At 63.1% G+C, this 18,896-nt stretch carries 21 protein-coding genes and 1 pseudogene; 8 read left to right on the plus strand and 14 right to left on the minus strand.

The annotated features are described in order from the left end of the window. Nucleotides 1-126: 126 nt before the first annotated feature. A complete protein-coding gene (locus tag ACWAT4_RS27430) occupies nt 127-732 on the minus strand; it encodes a hypothetical protein (RefSeq protein ID WP_449728554.1) in 606 nt (201 codons plus the stop codon). A 95-nt stretch (nt 733-827) separates the two neighbouring features. Here ACWAT4_RS27430 and ACWAT4_RS27435 point away from each other — a divergent pair, with 95 nt between their 5' ends. The 4 genes from ACWAT4_RS27435 to ACWAT4_RS27450 all read left to right on the plus strand — a co-directional run bounded on the left by ACWAT4_RS27435 (nt 828) and on the right by ACWAT4_RS27450 (nt 3,214). Further along, complete coding sequence (locus tag ACWAT4_RS27435; RefSeq protein ID WP_449728555.1) at nt 828-1,403, plus strand: hypothetical protein; 576 nt, start codon at nt 828-830, stop codon at nt 1,401-1,403. A 195-nt stretch (nt 1,404-1,598) separates the two neighbouring features. Further along, nucleotides 1,599-2,324, plus strand: coding sequence for a hypothetical protein (locus ACWAT4_RS27440; protein WP_449728556.1), 726 nt, complete (start codon nt 1,599-1,601; stop codon nt 2,322-2,324). A 325-nt stretch (nt 2,325-2,649) separates the two neighbouring features. Next, nucleotides 2,650-2,982, plus strand: coding sequence for a hypothetical protein (locus tag ACWAT4_RS27445; RefSeq protein WP_449728557.1), 333 nt, complete (start codon nt 2,650-2,652; stop codon nt 2,980-2,982). A gap of 1 nt (nt 2,983) precedes the next feature. After that, entirely contained in the window at nt 2,984-3,214 is a 231-nt protein-coding gene (locus tag ACWAT4_RS27450) for a helix-turn-helix domain-containing protein (protein ID WP_449728558.1), read from the plus strand. Nucleotides 3,215-3,293: 79 nt separating this feature from the next. Here ACWAT4_RS27450 and ACWAT4_RS27455 read toward each other — a convergent pair whose 3' ends face one another. From ACWAT4_RS27455 to ACWAT4_RS27515, 13 genes and pseudogenes are all read right to left on the minus strand, one after another. Next, nucleotides 3,294-3,590 (minus strand): hypothetical protein, encoded by a 297-nt coding sequence (locus ACWAT4_RS27455; RefSeq protein ID WP_449728559.1) that lies wholly within the window; start codon nt 3,588-3,590, stop codon nt 3,294-3,296. 78 nt (nt 3,591-3,668) lie between these two features. Beyond that, entirely contained in the window at nt 3,669-4,349 is a 681-nt protein-coding gene (locus tag ACWAT4_RS27460) for a response regulator transcription factor (RefSeq protein WP_212300428.1), read from the minus strand. 284 nt (nt 4,350-4,633) lie between these two features. Then, the gene (locus ACWAT4_RS27465) at nt 4,634-6,214 is read right to left on the minus strand and encodes a Do family serine endopeptidase (protein WP_212444123.1); all 1,581 of its coding nucleotides are present in this window, start codon (nt 6,212-6,214) and stop codon (nt 4,634-4,636) included. Nucleotides 6,215-6,436: 222 nt separating this feature from the next. Beyond that, entirely contained in the window at nt 6,437-7,780 is a 1,344-nt protein-coding gene (locus tag ACWAT4_RS27470) for a methyl-accepting chemotaxis protein (protein ID WP_449728560.1), read from the minus strand. A 145-nt stretch (nt 7,781-7,925) separates the two neighbouring features. Then, nucleotides 7,926-8,408 (minus strand): cytochrome c-type biogenesis protein, encoded by a 483-nt coding sequence (locus tag ACWAT4_RS27475; RefSeq protein ID WP_449728561.1) that lies wholly within the window; start codon nt 8,406-8,408, stop codon nt 7,926-7,928. A 4-nt stretch (nt 8,409-8,412) separates the two neighbouring features. Further along, nucleotides 8,413-10,395 carry a heme lyase CcmF/NrfE family subunit gene (locus ACWAT4_RS27480; protein ID WP_449728562.1) on the minus strand — a complete coding sequence of 661 codons (1,983 nt, stop codon included), beginning with the start codon at nt 10,393-10,395 and terminating at the stop codon, nt 8,413-8,415. Continuing rightward, nucleotides 10,392-10,901: a cytochrome c maturation protein CcmE gene (gene ccmE / locus ACWAT4_RS27485; RefSeq protein WP_212300423.1), complete on the minus strand. Its 510-nt coding sequence runs from the start codon at nt 10,899-10,901 to the stop codon at nt 10,392-10,394. The genes ACWAT4_RS27480 and ccmE overlap by 4 nt, the downstream gene beginning before the upstream one ends. Nucleotides 10,902-10,938: 37 nt before the next feature. Continuing rightward, nucleotides 10,939-12,051 carry a c-type cytochrome biogenesis protein CcmI gene (gene ccmI, locus ACWAT4_RS27490; protein ID WP_449728563.1) on the minus strand — a complete coding sequence of 371 codons (1,113 nt, stop codon included), beginning with the start codon at nt 12,049-12,051 and terminating at the stop codon, nt 10,939-10,941. Between the two features lie 130 nt (nt 12,052-12,181). Next, nucleotides 12,182-12,450 (minus strand): annotated as a pseudogene (locus ACWAT4_RS27495) (hypothetical protein). 100 nt (nt 12,451-12,550) lie between these two features. After that, the gene (locus tag ACWAT4_RS27500) at nt 12,551-13,954 is read right to left on the minus strand and encodes a hypothetical protein (RefSeq protein ID WP_212300420.1); all 1,404 of its coding nucleotides are present in this window, start codon (nt 13,952-13,954) and stop codon (nt 12,551-12,553) included. A gap of 148 nt (nt 13,955-14,102) precedes the next feature. Next, nucleotides 14,103-15,479 carry a sensor histidine kinase gene (locus ACWAT4_RS27505; protein ID WP_212300419.1) on the minus strand — a complete coding sequence of 459 codons (1,377 nt, stop codon included), beginning with the start codon at nt 15,477-15,479 and terminating at the stop codon, nt 14,103-14,105. A 113-nt stretch (nt 15,480-15,592) separates the two neighbouring features. Next, nucleotides 15,593-16,264 (minus strand): response regulator transcription factor, encoded by a 672-nt coding sequence (locus ACWAT4_RS27510; RefSeq protein ID WP_212300418.1) that lies wholly within the window; start codon nt 16,262-16,264, stop codon nt 15,593-15,595. Nucleotides 16,265-16,494: 230 nt separating this feature from the next. After that, nucleotides 16,495-16,650 carry a hypothetical protein gene (locus ACWAT4_RS27515; RefSeq protein WP_194463199.1) on the minus strand — a complete coding sequence of 52 codons (156 nt, stop codon included), beginning with the start codon at nt 16,648-16,650 and terminating at the stop codon, nt 16,495-16,497. A 234-nt stretch (nt 16,651-16,884) separates the two neighbouring features. On the opposite strand from ACWAT4_RS27515, the gene ku reads away from it, so the two are divergent. From ku to ACWAT4_RS27535, 4 genes are all read left to right on the plus strand, one after another. Further along, nucleotides 16,885-17,859 (plus strand): non-homologous end joining protein Ku, encoded by a 975-nt coding sequence (ku, locus tag ACWAT4_RS27520; protein ID WP_449728564.1) that lies wholly within the window; start codon nt 16,885-16,887, stop codon nt 17,857-17,859. A gap of 58 nt (nt 17,860-17,917) precedes the next feature. Next, the gene (locus ACWAT4_RS27525; protein WP_212300416.1) at nt 17,918-18,154 is read left to right on the plus strand and encodes a hypothetical protein; all 237 of its coding nucleotides are present in this window, start codon (nt 17,918-17,920) and stop codon (nt 18,152-18,154) included. 177 nt (nt 18,155-18,331) lie between these two features. Then, complete coding sequence (locus ACWAT4_RS27530; protein ID WP_449728565.1) at nt 18,332-18,526, plus strand: hypothetical protein; 195 nt, start codon at nt 18,332-18,334, stop codon at nt 18,524-18,526. A gap of 186 nt (nt 18,527-18,712) precedes the next feature. Continuing rightward, on the plus strand, nt 18,713-18,877 hold the full coding sequence (locus ACWAT4_RS27535; protein WP_212300713.1) for a Flp family type IVb pilin: 165 nt from the start codon (nt 18,713-18,715) through the stop codon (nt 18,875-18,877). Nucleotides 18,878-18,896 lie beyond the last annotated feature (19 nt).

Genomic DNA, 18,896 nt, shown 5'->3' on the forward strand with positions numbered 1-18,896 from the left:
AGCAGATGGGGCTGTCGAAACCAATGAAGATAAACACATGATGGTAGACCCCAGGCAGGACGGCGCTGCGTGCTCGCTGCGGCGAGCAGCAATGGTCCGGTCGGCTCGGCGACGGCTCACGAGAGATCACTTAGGTTGAGTTGTAGGCACAGGATGATCCATCGGAATGCCTTGGGACGCGGTCGCAAGAATTTTGCCACCCAATTTTTCAACGTCCCCCAGGGTTCTAATCTGGCTGGGATCGATGCCCGGCGGCAGCACAGCGAAATTGTACTCGATGAAATTCAAAACTCCTGGGGTGAAGTGCATTTGGTTTTCCGTGATCGCGACGGTGGTTACGATTGGCCCCTCTATCGAGTACGGGATGCTCTTTGCTATCCAATCATCGGCCAAGCGATCTCGGTCAGCAAAGTTGGTTCGAGTAATCAGAACAGCCTTCTTGCCCTTGTAATCCTCCCAATTTGTCAGTTGGGCAACAGCATGAAATTGCTTCGGAGGAGCGACGCCGTAATAGACCAAAACCGCAGCGGGTAGTGATGGCCTAGTGTAAAAGACGAGGGCTACACCTGCCCATGTCAGCAGCATCATTGATGCAATCAACCGAAGCGGTCGTTTCCGCGAGCCGCTCTCAATCTTGGATGCACCTTGATCTTGGTGGTAAGTGAGCGCGGCATACAAAAGTTGACCGACCGCAATAACGATCAAAATCCCTTCTGCGAGACTTATATGCATCCGAACGGTCCCCATTTTCGCTGATTTTACCGCAGAAATTCATGCGTGCTAACCACAGGTAGTGGACAATCCCCCAAAATTCGCAGAAATCTAGATTGGCAACCGACCGGCATGAGGAATTAGCAGCGGCGGCGGCATTCGTCGACGTTTGCAATGGCGGTGACCCGCACGACCTACTCGCGGCCGGCCAAAAGGTTAGTCAATGCGCCAGTCCAACGGCTTGGCGCACGACAATTCGCAAGGTCGCGCGCGAAGTGTCATCGGTCAGTCCTGACATGCGCTTGGCTTTCCTGGGTGTCTGGATCGGGCACAAAAACATGCCGAACTTGGTTCGCGATAATGTGACGATGTATGCCGCAGCGCGCGTTCTCTTGCCGCCTTACCACGGGCCTGCTGTACGCTTATACAGGGGAACGGCGCATCGAAGGCGTCGCCGTCGTGTCGGCGTGACCTCGTGGACCGCGAACATGGAGATCGCCGAAATCTTTGCTCGCCAGCACGCAGAGAGTGGTAGAGACGGCGTGGTTTTTGAGACGATGGCTGACCCAAAGGCGATCCTGTGCAGCGTGCCTGACGCTGGCGGCGCGCCGGACGAGAGCGAATTCATCGTCGAACTCCGTTACTTGGCGGAGGTTTCGATCGTGCGTCGCCTGAAAAGTGAAAGCACGTGACGGAGCCCCCCGTCAGCCGCATCATTTCCCGCTCGCGCCGGTCTAGGCCAACAACAAAGACTAAGCCCCAATAGCTTGGCCGCCGGAGTTGGTGGAGCTGGCAACGGATGAGGTGGTCTGATGATGTGGGCGTGGGTTACTGATAAACTCCGGCTTGCCAAAGCAAGCTTGAAGCAGCCATTTCGGAGAAAGTCGATGACGAAGGGGCAATTCGAGGACATTGAGACGACGCACGGCCACGAGGAAAGGTTGCGCGAGGAGAGTATGGCCTTGGTGCGCGCGGCCCCAGAAATGGCGCGACGACTGGAAATGATAGAAAAGCTCATGTCGCTGATTTTTGTCTACACTATCGACCACAAATCTCAGTCCGAAGACGAGAATACAATGCAGATGCTGGGTGTGCGGCTGTTCAATGCGGCCTCATCCGGTATCAAGCTTGCCCTCTCCGGCTACTACCAGACGGCATTTCATCAGGCGCGTGACATCCTGGAGGTCGGCTATCTGATGGACTATTTCCGCACGTCACCGGCCGAGCGAGGCGTGTGGAAGAAAGCAGACCGGAAGGAACGCAGGGAGAAATTCGATCCCGTAAAGATCAGGATTGCGCTCGATTCGCGAGATGGCGACGCAACGAAGAAGCGGGCGGAGGAATATAACAAGCTTTCTGAATTGGCGTCTCATGCAAATTACGGCGGCTTCCGCTTGACGAGCCGAGGCCAATTCGCCGAGCTCGGGCCGTTTATCGATGGACAGTTTCTGATCGCGTGGCTGGAGGAAATGGTCCTGCGGCTCGGCCCTACGGCCGTTATGTATGCCAATCAATTTCCCAATGCAGATCCGCAGCTTGTCCATTTCTTCCAGGAGGTCGGGACAGAGCTTGTGCAGGGTTACAGGCGCAAACCTCACTCAGAGGGCGCCTAGAGGCAAACACGAACCTCAAGTAGCGATTATCGCACGCAACTTAAAGGTACTGTGATCTCGGCTCAATGCGGGGCGCGCTTGCGCTCGGACCCTATTTAGATCGCAATTCATCTAAGGTGTTTTTACAACCGTGGCGATATCGCACTCGGCAACGTATAGTTTGGCTACGTCGCCGCAGCATTGCGCCTTATTTTCCAGTCCAAAGCCTTACGTGCCGGTATAGACCCCCCTAGTAAAGATCACGCGCTTGTAGAAACCTCTGCTCCCGACGCCGCATGCAGCTTCACAAATTGCGTAGCACCGCTCGATGAGGAGATTTCAATCCATGGCCAGTAAGACCAAAGCTCAAAACGCCGCCGCTGCTGCTGCGGCCAACCTGCCGCCCAAAAGCATGACCATCTCGCAGTTCTGCCCGACGTATCACAACATGAGCGAGAGCTTCTATCGCATCCTGAAAGCGATCGGACTTGGCCCGAAGGAAATTCACGTCGGTGACGAGCCCCGCATCACTTTCAAGGATGCGGAGGAATGGGACGCGTGGTTCGTGACGCCAGAAGCGCAGGAGCTAGTCAAGCAGCGCATGAAGGAATGGCGCGAGTGTAAGGCGCGCGAGCGCAACGCGCGCAAGCAGCGCACGCAACAGCCGGAAGCCCGTTGACATGAAAGAGTTCGGACAAAAGGGCGTCGTGCCGCTCACAGAACGGTTTGCGCTGGCGCCCGAAGAGGCCAGCGCCCTCACCGGCATCGGCCTGACCTCAATCCGTCGCGCGGCGGCGAGCGGCGACTTGGTCGCACGTAAGCATGGAACGCGCACCGTCATCTTGCCCAACGAACTCAGGGCGTGGCTCAAGACCTTGCCGACGATCACAGGGCAAGAAGCTCGGCCGTAAAGACAAAAACCCCGCTTCGGCGGGGTTTTCTTTTGGCGCGTTTCCCCCTCTGTCGAGCGGGCGGTGTCTCAATTCGAAGTTACGCGTGCTTGAGTTCGCTTAAAGACAGTAATGCGGCCTGTACAAGCTGAGACATCGTTTTTCGAATGTCCTTGCGATGATCCAATGGCATGGCCGTCCAAACCGCGCGATCCTTGTCGTGGACTTGGATAAGGAATTTTTCTTGGTCGAAATCGTGCGCCGAACCCTGCGCTCGGTATCCGAGCTTTGCTTGCCCGTCAGAGCTCTGGCCGGAGAGTTCAAGAACCCAAACATAGCCGCCGTTGTGCGGCTCCACCGTCAAATTAATTGTTTTCCCATCGTATGACTGGCCCATTTTGCTTTCCTCAGATTGGTAGAAAAACGGTAGTCTGTTTGAAGCATTTTAGCGGAAAATCTCTATATTTATAGGCGATCAGCGAATGCCGTCACGGATCATGTACCCGGCGCCGCGGATCGTGTGCAGCAGCGGCCGCTCGAAACCCTTGTCGATCTTGGAGCGCAGCCGCGAAATGTGCACGTCGATCACGTTGGTCTGCGGATCGAAATGATAGTCCCAGACATTCTCGAGCAGCATGGTGCGGGTCACCACCTGTCCGGCATGCTTCATGAGATATTCGAGCAGGCGGAATTCGCGTGGCTGCAGCGTGAGCTCGTCCTTGCCGCGGGCCACGCGATGGGACAACCGGTCGAGCTCGAGATCGCCGACGCGATAGAGGGTGTCCTCGGCAGGTCCCCCGCGGCGGCGCGACAACACCTCGACCCGGGCCAGCAGCTCGGCGAAGGAATAAGGTTTGGGCAGATAGTCGTCGCCGCCGGCACGCAGACCCTTGATGCGGTCGTCGACCTGGCCGAGCGCGGAGAGAATCAGCACCGGCGTCGTGTCACCCTTGTCGCGCAGCGCGCCGATCAGCGACAGCCCGTCGCGCTTGGGCAGCATGCGATCGACCACCAGCACGTCGTATTCGCCGTTCTCGGCCATAGCGAGGCCCTCCTCACCGTCACCGGCGTGGTCGGCAATGTGTCCGACCTCGCGAAACGCCTTCACGAGATAGTCGGCGGATTCGCGGTCGTCTTCGATGATGAGGAGGCGCATCGTGCGTTCAGCGGCGGTCAAGGAGGTCAACCTTCTCTAAACAATGGCGCGAGCGACAATCGCATGCAAGCCAAGCGAACGAGACCCGGGTAGGCAAAAAGGCGGGCGGTGAAGCTGGGGGGACCTCACCGCCCTAGGCCTTCCGACGGAGGGGGGCGTATTTCCACCGGAAGGTAGGCGTGGGGAGCGAGCGTTGCGCTGCTCCCCGGAAGAGTGCCGGCGGCGGGGGCGACTGATGCCGGCGACACCCTTCATCTTGTCAGCCGCCTGAGGCTGTAGCCTTGTCAGCCCTTGGCGATGGGCACGGCGACGAAGCGCGACTGGCCGCCGCTCTTCACGCGCATCAGAACGCTGTTCTTGTTGTCGGTCCGCGCCGTGTTGATGGCATCGCGAACGTCGCCGGCGGTGCTCACGCTCTTGCCGCCGACTTCGAGAATCACATCGCCTTCCTTGAAACCGCGCTCTGCCGCGGCGCTCTTCGGATCGACTTCGGTGACGACGACGCCGTCCTTGCCGGCGCCGGCCACGGAGTTGGCGGGCGCAACGGTCATGCCGAGCTTCGGCACATCGGTGCCCTTGCTCGCGCCCTTGCCGCTGTCGTTATCGGTGTCGGCCTTGGCCTCGACCGTGTTCGGCAGCTGACCCAGGGTAAGGTTCACGACCTTGTCCTGCCCCTTGTGCAGCACGTTGAGCTTCACGGTGGCGCCGGGGGCCATGCCGCCGATGGTGCGGGCGAGCTCGCGCGCGTCCTTGACGGAATCGCCGTTGACCGAGGTGATCACGTCGCCGGATTCGATGCCGGCTTTCGCAGCCGGACCGTTCGCCTGCGGCTCCGCCACCAGCGCACCTTCGGCCTTCTTCATGCCGAGGCTGTCAGCGATGTCGGAGGTTACAGGCTGGATCTGCACGCCGATCCAGCCGCGGCTGACCGAGCCCTTGTCCTTGAGCTGGGCGACCACGCTCTTCACGGTGTTGGCGGGAATCGAGAACGCGATGCCGACGCTGCCGCCGGAGGGCGAGTAGATCGCGGTGTTGACGCCCATCACCTCGCCGTTGGTGTCGAACGCCGGGCCGCCGGAATTGCCCTTGTTCACGGGCGCGTCGATCTGGATGAAATCGTCATAGGGGCCGTTGCCGATGTCGCGGCCGCTGGCCGACACGATGCCGGCCGTCACGGTGCCGCCGAGACCGAAGGGGTTGCCGACCGCGAGCACCCAGTCGCCGATCCGCGGCTTGCTGTCGGCGAGCTTGGCGAAGGGGAAGTTCGAGCTGCCCTCGACCTTGATCAGAGCGAGGTCGGTGCGCTGGTCGGTGCCGATCACCTTGGCGCTGTAGGTCTTGCCGTCGTCGGTGGTGACCTCGACCTTGTCGGCGCCGTCGACCACGTGGTTGTTGGTCACGGCAAAGCCGTCAGCCGAGATGAAGAAGCCGGAGCCCTGGCCCTGCACGACGCGGCCACGACCACCACCCTTCAGACCAGGAATGCCGTCCGGACCACCGAAGCGGCGGAAGAAGCGCTCCATCGGCGAGCCCGGCTGGAACGGCGAGGCGGAATCATCGCCGTCGTCGTTGCTCGCGGTCTTCTCCTTGATGTTGACCTTCACCGAGATCACTGAGGGCTTCACCCGCTCGACGATGTCGGCAAAGCCGATCGGACGCTCGACCTTCTTGACCTCATTGTTGACCTGCGCGTGCGCCGGGCTGGAGAACAGGTCAGCAGGCGACGTCGACGGGCTGAAGCCGTGAACCGCAATGCCGAGACCGGCGGCGACCGAGGCCATCAGCGCGATTCTGCGGGCGGAAAACAGGGAACGGCGGGGCTGGCGGTAGGACGGCAGGTTCGTGAGATCGGGACGATCGGTCATGCAGAGGTCTCCAGGGCCTTGAAATCCATTTGGCGCCCGATAGCGGCACCTTACGGACCTCAAGATGGGGGCTTCCGCCTTACCGCGCGCTGGCTGCGGGGTTAAACTTTTGTAATGAAGGAGGATCTGCGATGCGGCAGTTTATCGCAGGCCAAAAGACGCGGTCTTACAGGAACTTAAGAGGGTTCCGGCGACCGGCTTCAAAGTGCACTTTCGAAGCTCTCAGCTTGCCCTGACGCTGACGATGAATTCGTCGACTTCGCGCTTCAGGGTCTCGGCCTGCTGCGACAGGTCGACGGCGGAATCCCGGGCTTCAGCCGCCATACGGCCGGTCTCGGCCGAGGTCGAGGTGATCTGGACGATGTGGTTGGAAACGTCGAGCGTGCCGCGCGCGGCGTCCTGGACGCTCCGGCTGATGTCCTGCGTCGCGTTACGCTGCTGAGCGGTGTCGACCTCGATGCCCGACATGATCGACGAGATCTCCGACAGCGTCTTCGAGATGGCATCGATTGCTCCACGCGTCTCCGCGGTGATGCCCTGAATGCTGGCGACGTGCGAGGTGATTTCTTCCGTCGCTTTGCTGGTCTGATGCGCAAGGCTCTTCACCTCGGAGGCGACCACCGCAAAACCCTTGCCTGCCTCTCCAGCCCGCGCCGCTTCGATGGTGGCGTTGAGCGCCAGAAGGTTGGTCTGCGATGCGATCGCCTGCACGAGCTGCACGACCTCGCCGATCTTGTCAGCGGCATTCGACAACGTGTGGATGGTGTCGCGGCTCTTCTCGGCTTGCGTCGCCGCACCCTCGGCACGCTGGGTCGCGTCCGTGACGCGGCGGCTGATCGTGCCGATCGAATTCGTCATCTCCTCAGCCGAGCCGGCGACCGTCTGCACGCTGGCGCTGGCCTGGCTCGCGGCGCTCGCCACGGCATTGGCCTTGGTGCTGGTATCGTTGGCGGTTTGCGACAGCGTCTCGGCGTTGCGCTTCAGATGCACGGCCGACGACGCCACGCTGTCGACGACGCTGGCGACAAGCTCGTTGAACCCCCTGATCCGGGCATCGAGATATTTGGACCGCTCGGCCTGGTGCTGCGCTTCGTGCAGCTGCCGCTCGGTCAGACGGCGGCGCTCGATCCCGCTGGTCTTGAATACTTCCAGCGCGCCGGCGAGCAGACCGATCTCGTTGGTACCGCCGAGGCCCGGGACCGGTGTCTCGAACTTCTGGTCTGCGACCTCGCGCATGGCATGCACAATCGCCGCCAGGGGATGAAGGATGCCGTTGCGCACGGCGAACCAGGTGGTGAGACAGATTGCGACGGCGACGATCGCGATCACGCCGCAGGCCACCAGGAAATAGGAGAACGCGGCCTGGGCCTGCTGGTAGATCTGCATCGCGTGGTCGCGCGCGGGACCGCTCAGCGCGGCGAAGTCGGACGAAAGGCTGGTGATCTCGTTGTTGAGATAGAGCACGGCAACGAAACCGGTGCCGCCCCCGATACCCAGCAGGAACAATAATGCAGCGACGACGGCGCCGACCAGAAAGCGGATCGTCAGATTGCTGTTCGTGAACATGAAAGGCTCAGAGGCTGGAATCAAATCTTGCGACAAGCTTCCAGACAAAGGTCAACATAGCATGAAATGGACGGCCGCGGCCGGCAGCTTACGTATCATTACGTAGGCTGGAATGACTTGAAGCGGCCAGGAAGACTTGAAGTGGTCAGGAAGATTTGGCGTCATCCGACATCAACGCGGCGAGCCGGGCCTCTTCGTCCGGCGTCAGCGGCGACACCGGTACATCTACACCACTTCGGGAGCGCCGACGATTTTGCCGCCAGAGCGCAAAGCCGCCACCGGCCAGCAATAGCGGCGCGAGCAGCCACAACAGCAAGGTCTGCCGCTCGAAGCGCGGCTTCAAAAGCACGAACTCGCCATACCGCGCGACCAGGAAGTCGAGCACCTGCGAATTGCTGTCGCCGGCGGCGATACGCTCGCGAACCAGAAGCCGCAGATCACGCGCGAGCGGCGCGTCGGAATCGTCGATCGACTGGTTCTGACAGACCATGCAGCGCAGCTCACGCGACAATTCGCGCGCGCGCGCTTCCTTCGCCGGATCCGACATGATCTCGTCGGGCTGCACCGCGTGCACTGCAGGCACAGCCAGCAGCATCAGCGCGACGATCACGGCCATCATCCGGCGCATCGGATCACTCCGCCGGCTGCAGGCGCTGCTTGGCCCGCGCCGGCTTCGGCGCTCCGACCCGCAGACGCCGGTCGGTCAGCGACAGCACGCCGCCGAACGCCATCAGTACCGGGCCCCACCAGATCATCAGCACCATCGGCTTGTGATAGATGCGCACGGCAATCGCGCCCTCGGCGGTGACGTCGCCAAGCGAGATGTAGAGCTGGCTGGCACCGCGGGTCAGCAGCGCGGCCTCGGTGGTCGAAGAGCCGCGCGTGGTGAAGCTGCGCTTCGACGGCGTCATGACGCTGAGCGCGTCGCCGCCCCGGCTGACGTTGAACTGAGCAATCATCTCGCGGTAGTTCGGCCCCTGGCGCTCGAGCAGACCGTCGAGCTTCAAATCATATCCGGCGACCTGTGCGACGTCGTTCGGCTTCATCGTCGCGATATATTCGCTGTTCCAGGTGGTCTCGCAGACGATCCCGATCAGCGCGACCCCGAGGCCGGCATGGGCGAACGCCGTCCCCCAGGCCGAACGCGGCAGGCCCCTGGCGCGGTGCAGCGTGGTCGCGAACGGAAGACGAAGCAGGCCGGTTCGTTCGGCGATATCGGTCACAGCGCCGGCAATGACGAAAACGCCAAGCCCGATGGCCAACGGCGCCAGCGCGCTGCCGCCACGCGTCCAGGCCCAGACGATGGCGATCACGACGAGGCCTGCGACGCCGGCCGCAAGCAGGCGCTGCGTGACACCGAGCAGGTCGCCGCGTTTCCACGCCAGCATGGGCCCGAACGGCACCGCGAGCAGCAGCAGCGCGAACAGCGGGACGAAGGTGAGATTGTAGAAGGGAGCGCCGACCGACATCTTGAAGTCGGCGAGCACTTCCATCGCGAGCGGATAGAGCGTTCCGAACAGCACGACCGCACAGGCGACGGTCAGCAGCAGATTGTTCAGAACCAGCGCGCCCTCGCGCGAGATCGGCGCGAACAGCCCGCCCTGCTTCAACGCGGTCGCACGCCCCGCGAACAGCGAGAGGCTGCCGCCGATGAACAGGCAGAGGATCAGGAGGATGAACACGCCACGGGTTGGATCATTGGCGAAAGCGTGCACCGAAGTGATGACGCCCGAACGCACCAGGAAGGTGCCGAGCAGCGACAGCGAGAAGGTCAGGATCGAGAGAAGGATGGTCCAGACCTTCAGTGCGTTGCGTTTCTCCATCACCAGCGCCGAGTGCAACAGCGCGGTGCCGGCGAGCCACGGCATCAGCGAAGCGTTCTCCACCGGGTCCCAAAACCACCAGCCGCCCCAGCCGAGCTCGTAATAGGCCCAGTAGGATCCCATCGCGATGCCGAGCGTCAGGAATATCCAGGCGACCAGCGTCCAGGGCCGCACCCAGCGCGCCCAGGCCGCGTCGATCCGCCCCTCGATCAGCGCCGCGATCGCGAAGGAGAACGAGATGGAGAAGCCGACATAGCCGAGATAGAGCATCGGCGGGTGCACGGCGAGGCCGATGTCCTGAAGCACGGGATTGAGATCACGCCCCTCGATCGGCGGATTGACGATGCGCAGGAACGGGTTCGAGGTGATCAGGATGAAGAGATAGAAGGCGCTCGCAATCCAGGCCTGCACGCTCAGCACATGAGCACGCAGCGACAGCGGCAGATTGTTGCCGAAGGCCGCAACCAGCCCACCGAACAGCGCCAGGATCGACACCCACAGCAGCATCGATCCTTCATGGTTTCCCCACACGCCGGTGATCTTGTAGATCAGCGGCTTCATGGAGTGCGAATTCTCGTAGACATTGGCGACGGAGAAATCCGAGTTTACGTGCAACGTCACGAGCGCAATGAACGATGCGCCGACGAACAGGAGCTGCGCCAGCGCGGTGGAGCGCGCCACGTTCATCAACGCGGGATCGCGCAAGCGTGCGCCGATCATCGGCACGAAGGACTGGATCAGCGCCAGCGCGAGCGCCAGCACCAGCGCATAATGTCCGGCTTCTGCGATCACCGCACCGCTCCCTGCGAATTACCCTGCGCCGTCGTTGCGGCCGGCTTGGCGCCACCGGAAGCTTGGGCGCCGTAGTCATCCTTCCAGTGCCCCTGCTTCTTCAGGGCATCGGCAACGTCCTTGGGCATGTAGGTCTCGTCGTGCTTGGCAAGCACCGTGTCGGCCTTGAACACGCCATTGGCATCGAGCGCACCCTCGGCGACGACGCCCTGCCCTTCACGGAACAGATCCGGCAGAATGCCCTTGTAGGCGACGGGAAGCTTGGCGCTGCCGTCGGCAACCTCGAACGTCACCGCGAGATTATCGCCGCGCTGGAGCGAGCCCGGCTGAACCAGGCCACCGAGGCGAAAGCGCTTGCCGGGCTGAACGTGCTTCTCGGCCACCATGGTCGGGGTCGAGAAGAACACGATGGAGTCGCGCAAGGCATTGAGCACCAGCGCGGCCGCGAGCGCGAGCACGGCGAGCGAGCCGCCGATGATGGTCATACGTCGCTGCTTGCGCGTCATGGCGTGTCCGTTCTCCGCTCGTCTCGTGCTGCGACTGTCATCCGTCGAGCCCGAGAGTCTTGAGGCCTTGGTTTAGCTGGCGTAGCCGCTCGGAATCGTTGGCGACCGCCTGACGGGCATCGGTCGAGGCGCCACGGGCCTTGTCGCGGTCGCCCATCACCAGATAGGCGCGCACCAGACGCAGCCACCCGTCGACGTCGTCGCCGTTCTGCTTGAGGCGCGTGGCGAGGCGCTCCACCATGCTGCGGATCATCGCGTTGCGATCGCCGTCGTTCATATCCTTGGAGGCCGCGATCGTCTCGTCCGACAACGCCGGCATCGAGCTGCCGCCGCCGACCCGCGCGAGTGAGGACTGCACCAGCGGCCGCCACGGAGCATCCGAGGGCGCTTTCGCAAGCAGCGCGCGCCAGATGTTGGCCGCGTCATCCTTGCGGCCGTCCTGCTCGGCGACGAGCCCGAGGAAGTAGTTCGCCTTGGGATCGTCGGCATTCAGGGCGTGGGCACGCTCGAACTCGGTCTTGGCTTCCGCCGTCACCACGCCGCCGGCCGCAGCCGCGATCGCTTCGCCGAGATCGGAGCGGCGCTCCGCGCTCTCGCCATTATAGGTGATCGAATTGCGGTAGGCGCGCACGGCCTCGTCGAAGCGGCCGAGCCGCTCCAGCACCGGAGCAAGCACGTTCCAGCCGCGGCCGTCGGTCGGATTTTTCTCCAGATGCTGCTGGACTTGCGCGACGAGGTTCTCGAGCGACTGCGCCATGCCGGACCCCGACTCGCGCTCCCGCTGCGCCAGCGGAAAGTCGCGAAGCGCGGGCGAACCGAGCGGAACATAGATCGCAGCCGCGACCAGAGGCAGGCCGACCAGCGCCAGCACCGCCGCCGCACGGCGCCATTTGAGACTGGGCGCCGGCATGAGCGCGGCTTCGCTGCCGGCTGCGGCGAGCAGCCTGCGGCTGATCTCGACGCGCGCCGCCTCGGCTTCAGGTCGCGCGACCAGTCCGGCAGCGAGATCACGCTCGATCTCGGCCAATTGGTCCTTGTAGACCACGACCTCGCTGCCTTGATTTTGATCGCGCCCGTTACGGCCGAGCGGCCAGAGCACGGCGAATATCGCCGCGACCGTCATCAGCGCGAACACGAACCATAGCGTCATCTGGCAAGCTTCCGGCAGCGCGAGAGCCGCGCCCATAGGTGGCTTTACACCACGGCCGGACGATGCGGCAATTGACAATTGTCAATTCGGCGCGAGCGCGCACCGTCCGAAATGGTGAAGAACCAACGGCTTAGCCGATCTCGAAGTCCACGCTTTGAGCGGCGTCCTCGCCGTGCCCGTTGAGAGCCCTCAAGAAGTAGGTTCCCGGCTCGATGACGTCGGCAATCTGATGCGCAACGCCCCGACGGGGACACGCGATGCAACCCTGGTGACGGTCTCAGGCAGCTGTCGACCGCTTGCCTTCTCAACCAGCACCACCTTCGCACCGACCATCAGCCTTTGATATTTGGCAACAATGATGCGGTTTTCAATTTCAATGGAGCTGATAACGGGTTTCATGCGCCCACAGATAGAAATTCCAAAAGCTTGCGCGGGGACCGTAAGGCCCACAATCGGCGCGGTCAACTATAAATTGTGATAACGAAAAGATGCGCCTGAATCAGCTCGCACGCGTCGATTTGCGCTCGCCTGTCGCCGCGTTCTCCGCAGCCCGGCTCATCAGCGAGGCGTAATCGTCGCCGAACAGCACCTGGCAGAAGCGGATCGCAGCCTGCACCTGCTGCTGCCGGTAGGTGCGGACCTTGTGATCGGCGGCGCGCAGCGACTGCACCAGCTGCTCGGTCGACCGTTCGACATATTGCTGGAGGTCGGAATAGGTGCGCAGCGTCACCTCGTTGATCGCGAGCTCGCTGGCGTAGTTGCGGCATGTCGCGACGAAGTCGATCAGGGCGACGGTTTCCTCGACCTCGGTACTGTCGATCCGCGCTCCGGGCGGAATATCCTTCTCGGGACGCTGGCGCAGGATGCGGCGGACGCGGCCGGGAACGCTGTCGATCTCCGATTGCAGCGCGTTGGAGATGTCGGCCCGGATCGAGGTCAGCTGCTTGCCCCAGGCGGAATCGTTGCGCAGATCGAGTTCCGTGCGCAGGCCGCGCACGCCATCATGGAGTGCCTTGAGATTGTCGGCAACGGTGTCGAAATGGCCGCGCTTGATGTCCATGCGCAAATTGGCGGCGACACGGGACAGATCGTGCAGGGCGATCGTGACGGCAACGCCATAAGGCGTTGCCGCGACGCGGATCTCATCATCGGACGCGGCGATCTTGATCGCGAGGCGAATGATCTGCCACGGCGCGGTCATGCGCTGGATCACCACCGACAACGCAAAGGGCAGCATCTGCGGGGTCTGGAGCACGGGAATATTGAGCGCAGCGGTCACCGAGGCGATCTGGGGATCGCCGAACGCGCGCAGGAAACGCGGCAGCTTTTCATTGAGCGTGCCGAGGGCCTCGCGAACGGAGAGCACCGCGCCGATCGAATAGAGGTCCTCGATCACATTGGGCGGGCCAACCCGGGCCAGCGCGCGCGACTTGTCACCGCCGCCCGGCCCCGTCAGCGCGAAGATGGCGTCCGCCGCCACGGCCTGGAGCTTGAGCGCCAGCGCCTCGACCTGCCCCGCGCTGTCGGAAGCCGGCATGCGCGCCAGCGCGGCCTCGAATTCAGCGACCTTGTCCGGGGCACCATCGCGGCCGAGCCATTGCCAGATCGGATTAAGCGAGGAGCGGCGGATCTGGCCGACCCGGATTGGGGCGCCGGCCTCGACCAGGAACGGTTCCAGCACCTGGAACAGCAACCGCGACAGATCGTCGGTTCGCGGCGGCGGGGCGTCCTCGGACTCGGTCTTGCGGACGATCTTGCGCAGCTGCTCGAGCACGAGGGTCGCCACGGCCGTGTCCTGGCCGCGCTCGAGCGCGCGCTCGAACTCCCGCATCAGCAGCGCCTGCGCCTGCGGCGGGAGCTGCGCGAGATATTCCCTCAGCCGCTCGATCGATGTCTGGCTCATGCGCCCGGGTAATGCACGGTAAAATGGCGGACGTGGGATGCGTCCTCCCCGATCATAGGTGGGTGCGCCTTAAGAAGCCGTTGAGGAAGTCCCTCCGAAAACCTCCGGTTTCGTCCGGAAGCCAAAATAATCGTTTGGGATCAGAGGATTATATTCCCGGCAGCACCAGCTCGGCCCGCAGCCCCCCGATCGGCGCGCGGCCGAGCGAGAGGCTGCCGCCATAAAGCGCGGCAAGATCGGTCACGATGGATAGCCCGAGCCCCGAGCCCGGCTTGGATTCGTCGAGCCGCTGGCCGCGCCGGGAGACCTGGGCGCGCTCGGCCTCCGAGAGACCGCGGCCGTCGTCATCGACGATCAGCCGCAGCTTGGGCCCTGCCCCGGCCTGCTGCGGGGCCTCGACCACGACCTCGATGAAGACCCGCGAGGCCGCCCATTTGCAGGCGTTGTCGACGAGATTGCCGACCATCTCCTCCAGGTCCTGTCGCTCGCCCCGGAATTTTGCCGAGGGATCGGCCTTGGCTTCGACGGCGATGCCGCGGCCGCGGTGGATCTTTTCCATGGTCCTCCGCAACGCTTCGATGGCCGGCGCAACCTCCGTTACAGTGCCGACGATCGAGACCCGGGCCGCGATGCGGGCGCGCTCCAGATGATGGGCGAGCTGGTTACGCATCACGTCCGCCTGCTCCATCACCTTGGCCGCGAACGGATCGGCCGCATGCGAACCCGCCTCATTCACGATCACCGAGAGCGGCGTCTTGATCGCATGGGCGAGATTGCCGACATGGGTGCGCGCGCGCTCGACGATCTCGCGATTGGCATCGATCAGCGCGTTGGTCTCGCGCGCCAAGGGCGCGATCTCGACCGGGAATTCGCCCTCGAGCCGCTCGGCCCGCCCGGAGCGGATATCAGCGATGGATTCCGAGATGCGCTTGAGCGGCGCGAGGCCGAAGCGGACCTGGAACACGGTCGTCAGCAGCAGCACGATGCCGAGCGCGGTGAAGGTGCCGCCGAGATAGTAGTCGAAGCTGCGCGTCTCATCGAAAATTTCGGTGTCGTCGCCGGCGACGCTGACGAGATACTTGCCGTCGGCGCCGAGATCGACGGGACGCTCGACCATGCGCAGGTTCTGGCCCTCCGGCCCGTCGACATAAGCCAGCCGGATGCCGGCGGCAGTGAGCTCGGCGCCCTGGTCCTCCAGCTTCGGCAGCTTCTTGTCCCAGAGCGAGCGCGAGGAGCGCACCTCCGGCTTCTCGGTGTCGGTGCGCGTGATCTGCCAGTACCAGCCGGACAGCGGCAGCTCGAACAGGGGCTCCCCGAGCGACTGGAACTGACGGTCCGGCGGCTCGTCGGGGGTAGCGACCTCGGCGATCAGGGTGCGGAGATAGAGGTTGAGCCGGCGGTCGAAGGCGCGCTCGGTCGCGTTCTTGTAAACCGACGACAGCACCACGCCGGTGATGGCCAGGATGACAACGAGCCAGGCGGTCGCCGACAGGAACAGGCGGTTCGCAAGCGAGCTGGCGGGCATCGGAATGATCCCGGGGGCGCGAGGTGGTGGCATGGCGGCGGCGGTCATGACCGGACCAAGGCCCGTGTCGGGCCGCCCGTCAAGCCAAGAACCTGGATCCTTGCAGAAACCCCTCAGGCGCCGGCGGCCGGCGGGGTCAGGAGATAACCGAGGCCGCGGACGGTCTGGATGATGTCGACGTCGAGCTTCTTGCGGATGCGGCCGACGAAGACTTCAATCGTGTTGGAGTCGCGGTCGAAATCCTGGTCGTAGAGGTGCTCGACCAGCTCGGTGCGCGACACGACGCGCCCGGAATGGTGCATGAGGTAGGCCAGAAGCCGATATTCGTGCGAGGTCATCTTCACGGGATTGCCCGACACGCTGACCCGGCCGGTGCGCGTGTCGAGCGTCACGGGGCCGCAGCTCAGCTCGCTCTGGGCGTGGCCGGTGGAGCGACGCAGCAGCGCGCGGATCCGCGCCAGCACCTCCTCCAGATGGAACGGCTTTGCGACGTAATCGTCGGCACCCGCGTCAAACCCCTGGACCTTGTCGCTCCAGCGGTCGCGCGCAGTGAGGATCAGCACCGGCATGGTGCGGCCGTTGCGGCGCCAGGCCTCCAGCACCGAGATGCCGTCCTTCTTCGGCAGGCCGATGTCGAGCACCACGGCGTCATATGGTTCGTTGTCGCCGAGATAGTGCCCCTCCTCTCCGTCGAAGGCGCGGTCGACGACATAGCCGGCGTCCGTCAGCGCCTTGGTGAGCTGGCGATTGAGATCGGGGTCGTCCTCAACAACGAGCAGGCGCACGCTTCTCTCCAGAAATAGGCCGCATGAACACCGCACCAGATGAGCAATTCCGGCGTGAACTGAATATGAACGCGGGGAACTGCCTTTGTTACTTTTTGGTCATATACGACGTGTTCGCAGCCAACGCGACTGCACCCGCCACACCCCCGGAGGAACCGGCGGCATGGCGGGCGCAGCGTGCCGCGTACCGCGGCGAGTCGGAAGGTCCGTCCTTCCCGTCGATTCGGCCGTCAGGTCCGGAAGAACACGAACCAGATGACGGCAAGGATCAGGATCGCAAGTCCGGTCGAGATGGCGAGGAGAGCTGCCACCGACGGCCCAGGCTCGCCCTGGCGCGCCTCGGTTGCCGTCTCGACGATCTGATGGTCCTCGCGCGTGGTTGCCATGGTGGCCTCAATCTCTAGATGTCGCCTCCAAAGGCTGCGACCTCCTCGCAGCCCGTGTCCTGGGCCAACGCCCGATCCGATTTGATGTTCCGGTTTTTGCCCCCACATCGGGCCTACCCCGCACGGTCAGCGACTGGTTAACGCAATTGCAGGATTCCGACCCAACCTGTGTATGATTCGGTGTTCCCCGATGGTATCCTCATAGGTCTGTCCCTGTTGCGTTTGGAGTAGCCCATGGCCCCCCGCGCCAATTGGAAGGGTTTTCTGCGTCTTTCGCTCGTGACCTGCCCGGTCGCGCTGTATCCGGCCACTTCGGATACGGAGAAGGTTTCGTTCAACCAGATCAACCGCAAGACCGGCCACCGGATCAAGTATCTAAAGGTCGACGCCGAGACCGGTGACGAGGTGACCTCCGAGGACATCGTCAAGGGCTACAAGGTCGACACCGACACCTACATCGAGGTCACCAAGGACGAGCTCGACGACATTGCGCTCGACTCCACGCACACGATCGAGATCGACGAGTTCGTGCCGAAGGCCGACATCGACAACCGCTATCTGATCCGCCCCTATTATCTCGTGCCCGACGGCAAGGTCGGCCATGACGCCTATGCGGTCATCCGCGAGACCATCCGCAGCATGAACAAGGTCGCGATTGGCCGCGTGGTGCTGACCAATCGCGAGCACATCATCGCGCTGGAGCCGCTCGAGAGCGGCCTGATGGGCACGCTGCTGCGCTACCCCTACGAGGTGCGCAGCGAAAGCGAATATTTCGACGACATCCAGGACGTGAAGCTGACGAAGGACATGCTCGACCTCGCCAAGCACATCGTCGAGAAGAAGTCCGGTGCATTCGAGCCCGAGCTGTTCGAGGATCACTACGAGACCGCGCTGATCGATCTCATCAACAAGAAGCGCTCGGGCGCGCCGATCGCCGCCAAGTCCACGCCGAAGAGCGGCGGCAACGTCATCAATCTGATGGACGCGCTGAAGAAGAGCCTTGCGAGCGAGAAGGACGCCACGCCCGCGGCGAAGGTCGCCAAGGAGACCGTCAAGGCCAAGAAGCCGAAGAAGCGCGCCGAGGGCCAGCGCGAGATGCTGCTGCCGATCTCCGGCAAGGGCGGCAAGGACGCTGCTGCCAAGGAAGCAGCGCCCAAGAAGGCCGACAAGCCGGTACGTGCGGCAACGCGAGCGAAGAAGGCCGGCTGACGGCATCGCATCGCCGATCGCGTCGTGACGTCTCCCCTCACCGATCGGGCCGCCTGACATGCCCTGGTCGACGCCGTTCGACGATCCAATCGGCTTGCGCGGCGGCGCCAAGCTGCGCACGTTGCAAGAAGCCGCCGACTTCATCATGCAACTGCCCGAGGCCGAGCAGCAGGAGCCGCGCTGGCAGACCGCGATCGAGATGCTGATCAACGCGGCGGAGACCGGCGGCGGCTGGCTCACGTTCGCCCGCATCGGCATGCTGCGCGCATTGAACGCGGAGCCCCGGCGTCGATGAGCCACGCTTGGCATGCTTGCCGATCGGTTGACGAACAGCCTCAACAATCCCTTAAGCGGCCCGGTGACTTTCGGCACCACGATGCCATCCTGCCGCACCCGGGTATTCGTACGGTAACCAAAATTAACGGTTGATTCCCCTTGCGCGCACCATGGTCCGCCCCACCGAAGAACCGGGGTGCGCACCACCGTGCCGCAGCAGAACGCTAGAAAGAACTACATCGGCCTCGTGAGCGACGCGACCGAGGACGAGCGCATCGCCGACGCGTTGGTGCGATCGCAGGGGCATGTCGTAAGCTATCTGGTCGGACGCCTCGCCGCCATGCTGGGACGCCCGCGCAAGGGTGTCCCAGGACGCACCACCACCAGTTGAGGTACGCCTGCTTCCGCTCATTTCAATCGGATAATGAAACCTTCGTTTAACGGCTGTTACGTTAAGACACGACAGGCAGGATCGGCCGAGCCTGCCTTTTTTGATGCGCGCAAGCGCCTCGTCGATCACTTTACCAGTTTGATAACGCCGTGCGCCTACATTGGACCGGATGAACAGGAGTTGGCGATGACTTTGCTCAGGTCTTTTCTTGCCGATGAAAGTGCCACCACCGCGATCGAGTATGGCCTGATCGCCGCCGGCATCGCGCTCGCCATCATCACCGTTGTGACCAACACCGGCAGCGTCCTCCTCAGCAACAAGTTCAACTCGATCAGCGCGGCCACGAAGTAGCGCCGTCACGGCATTGCGA

The sequence above is a fragment of the Bradyrhizobium sp. T-1 genome, assembly GCF_053592855.1.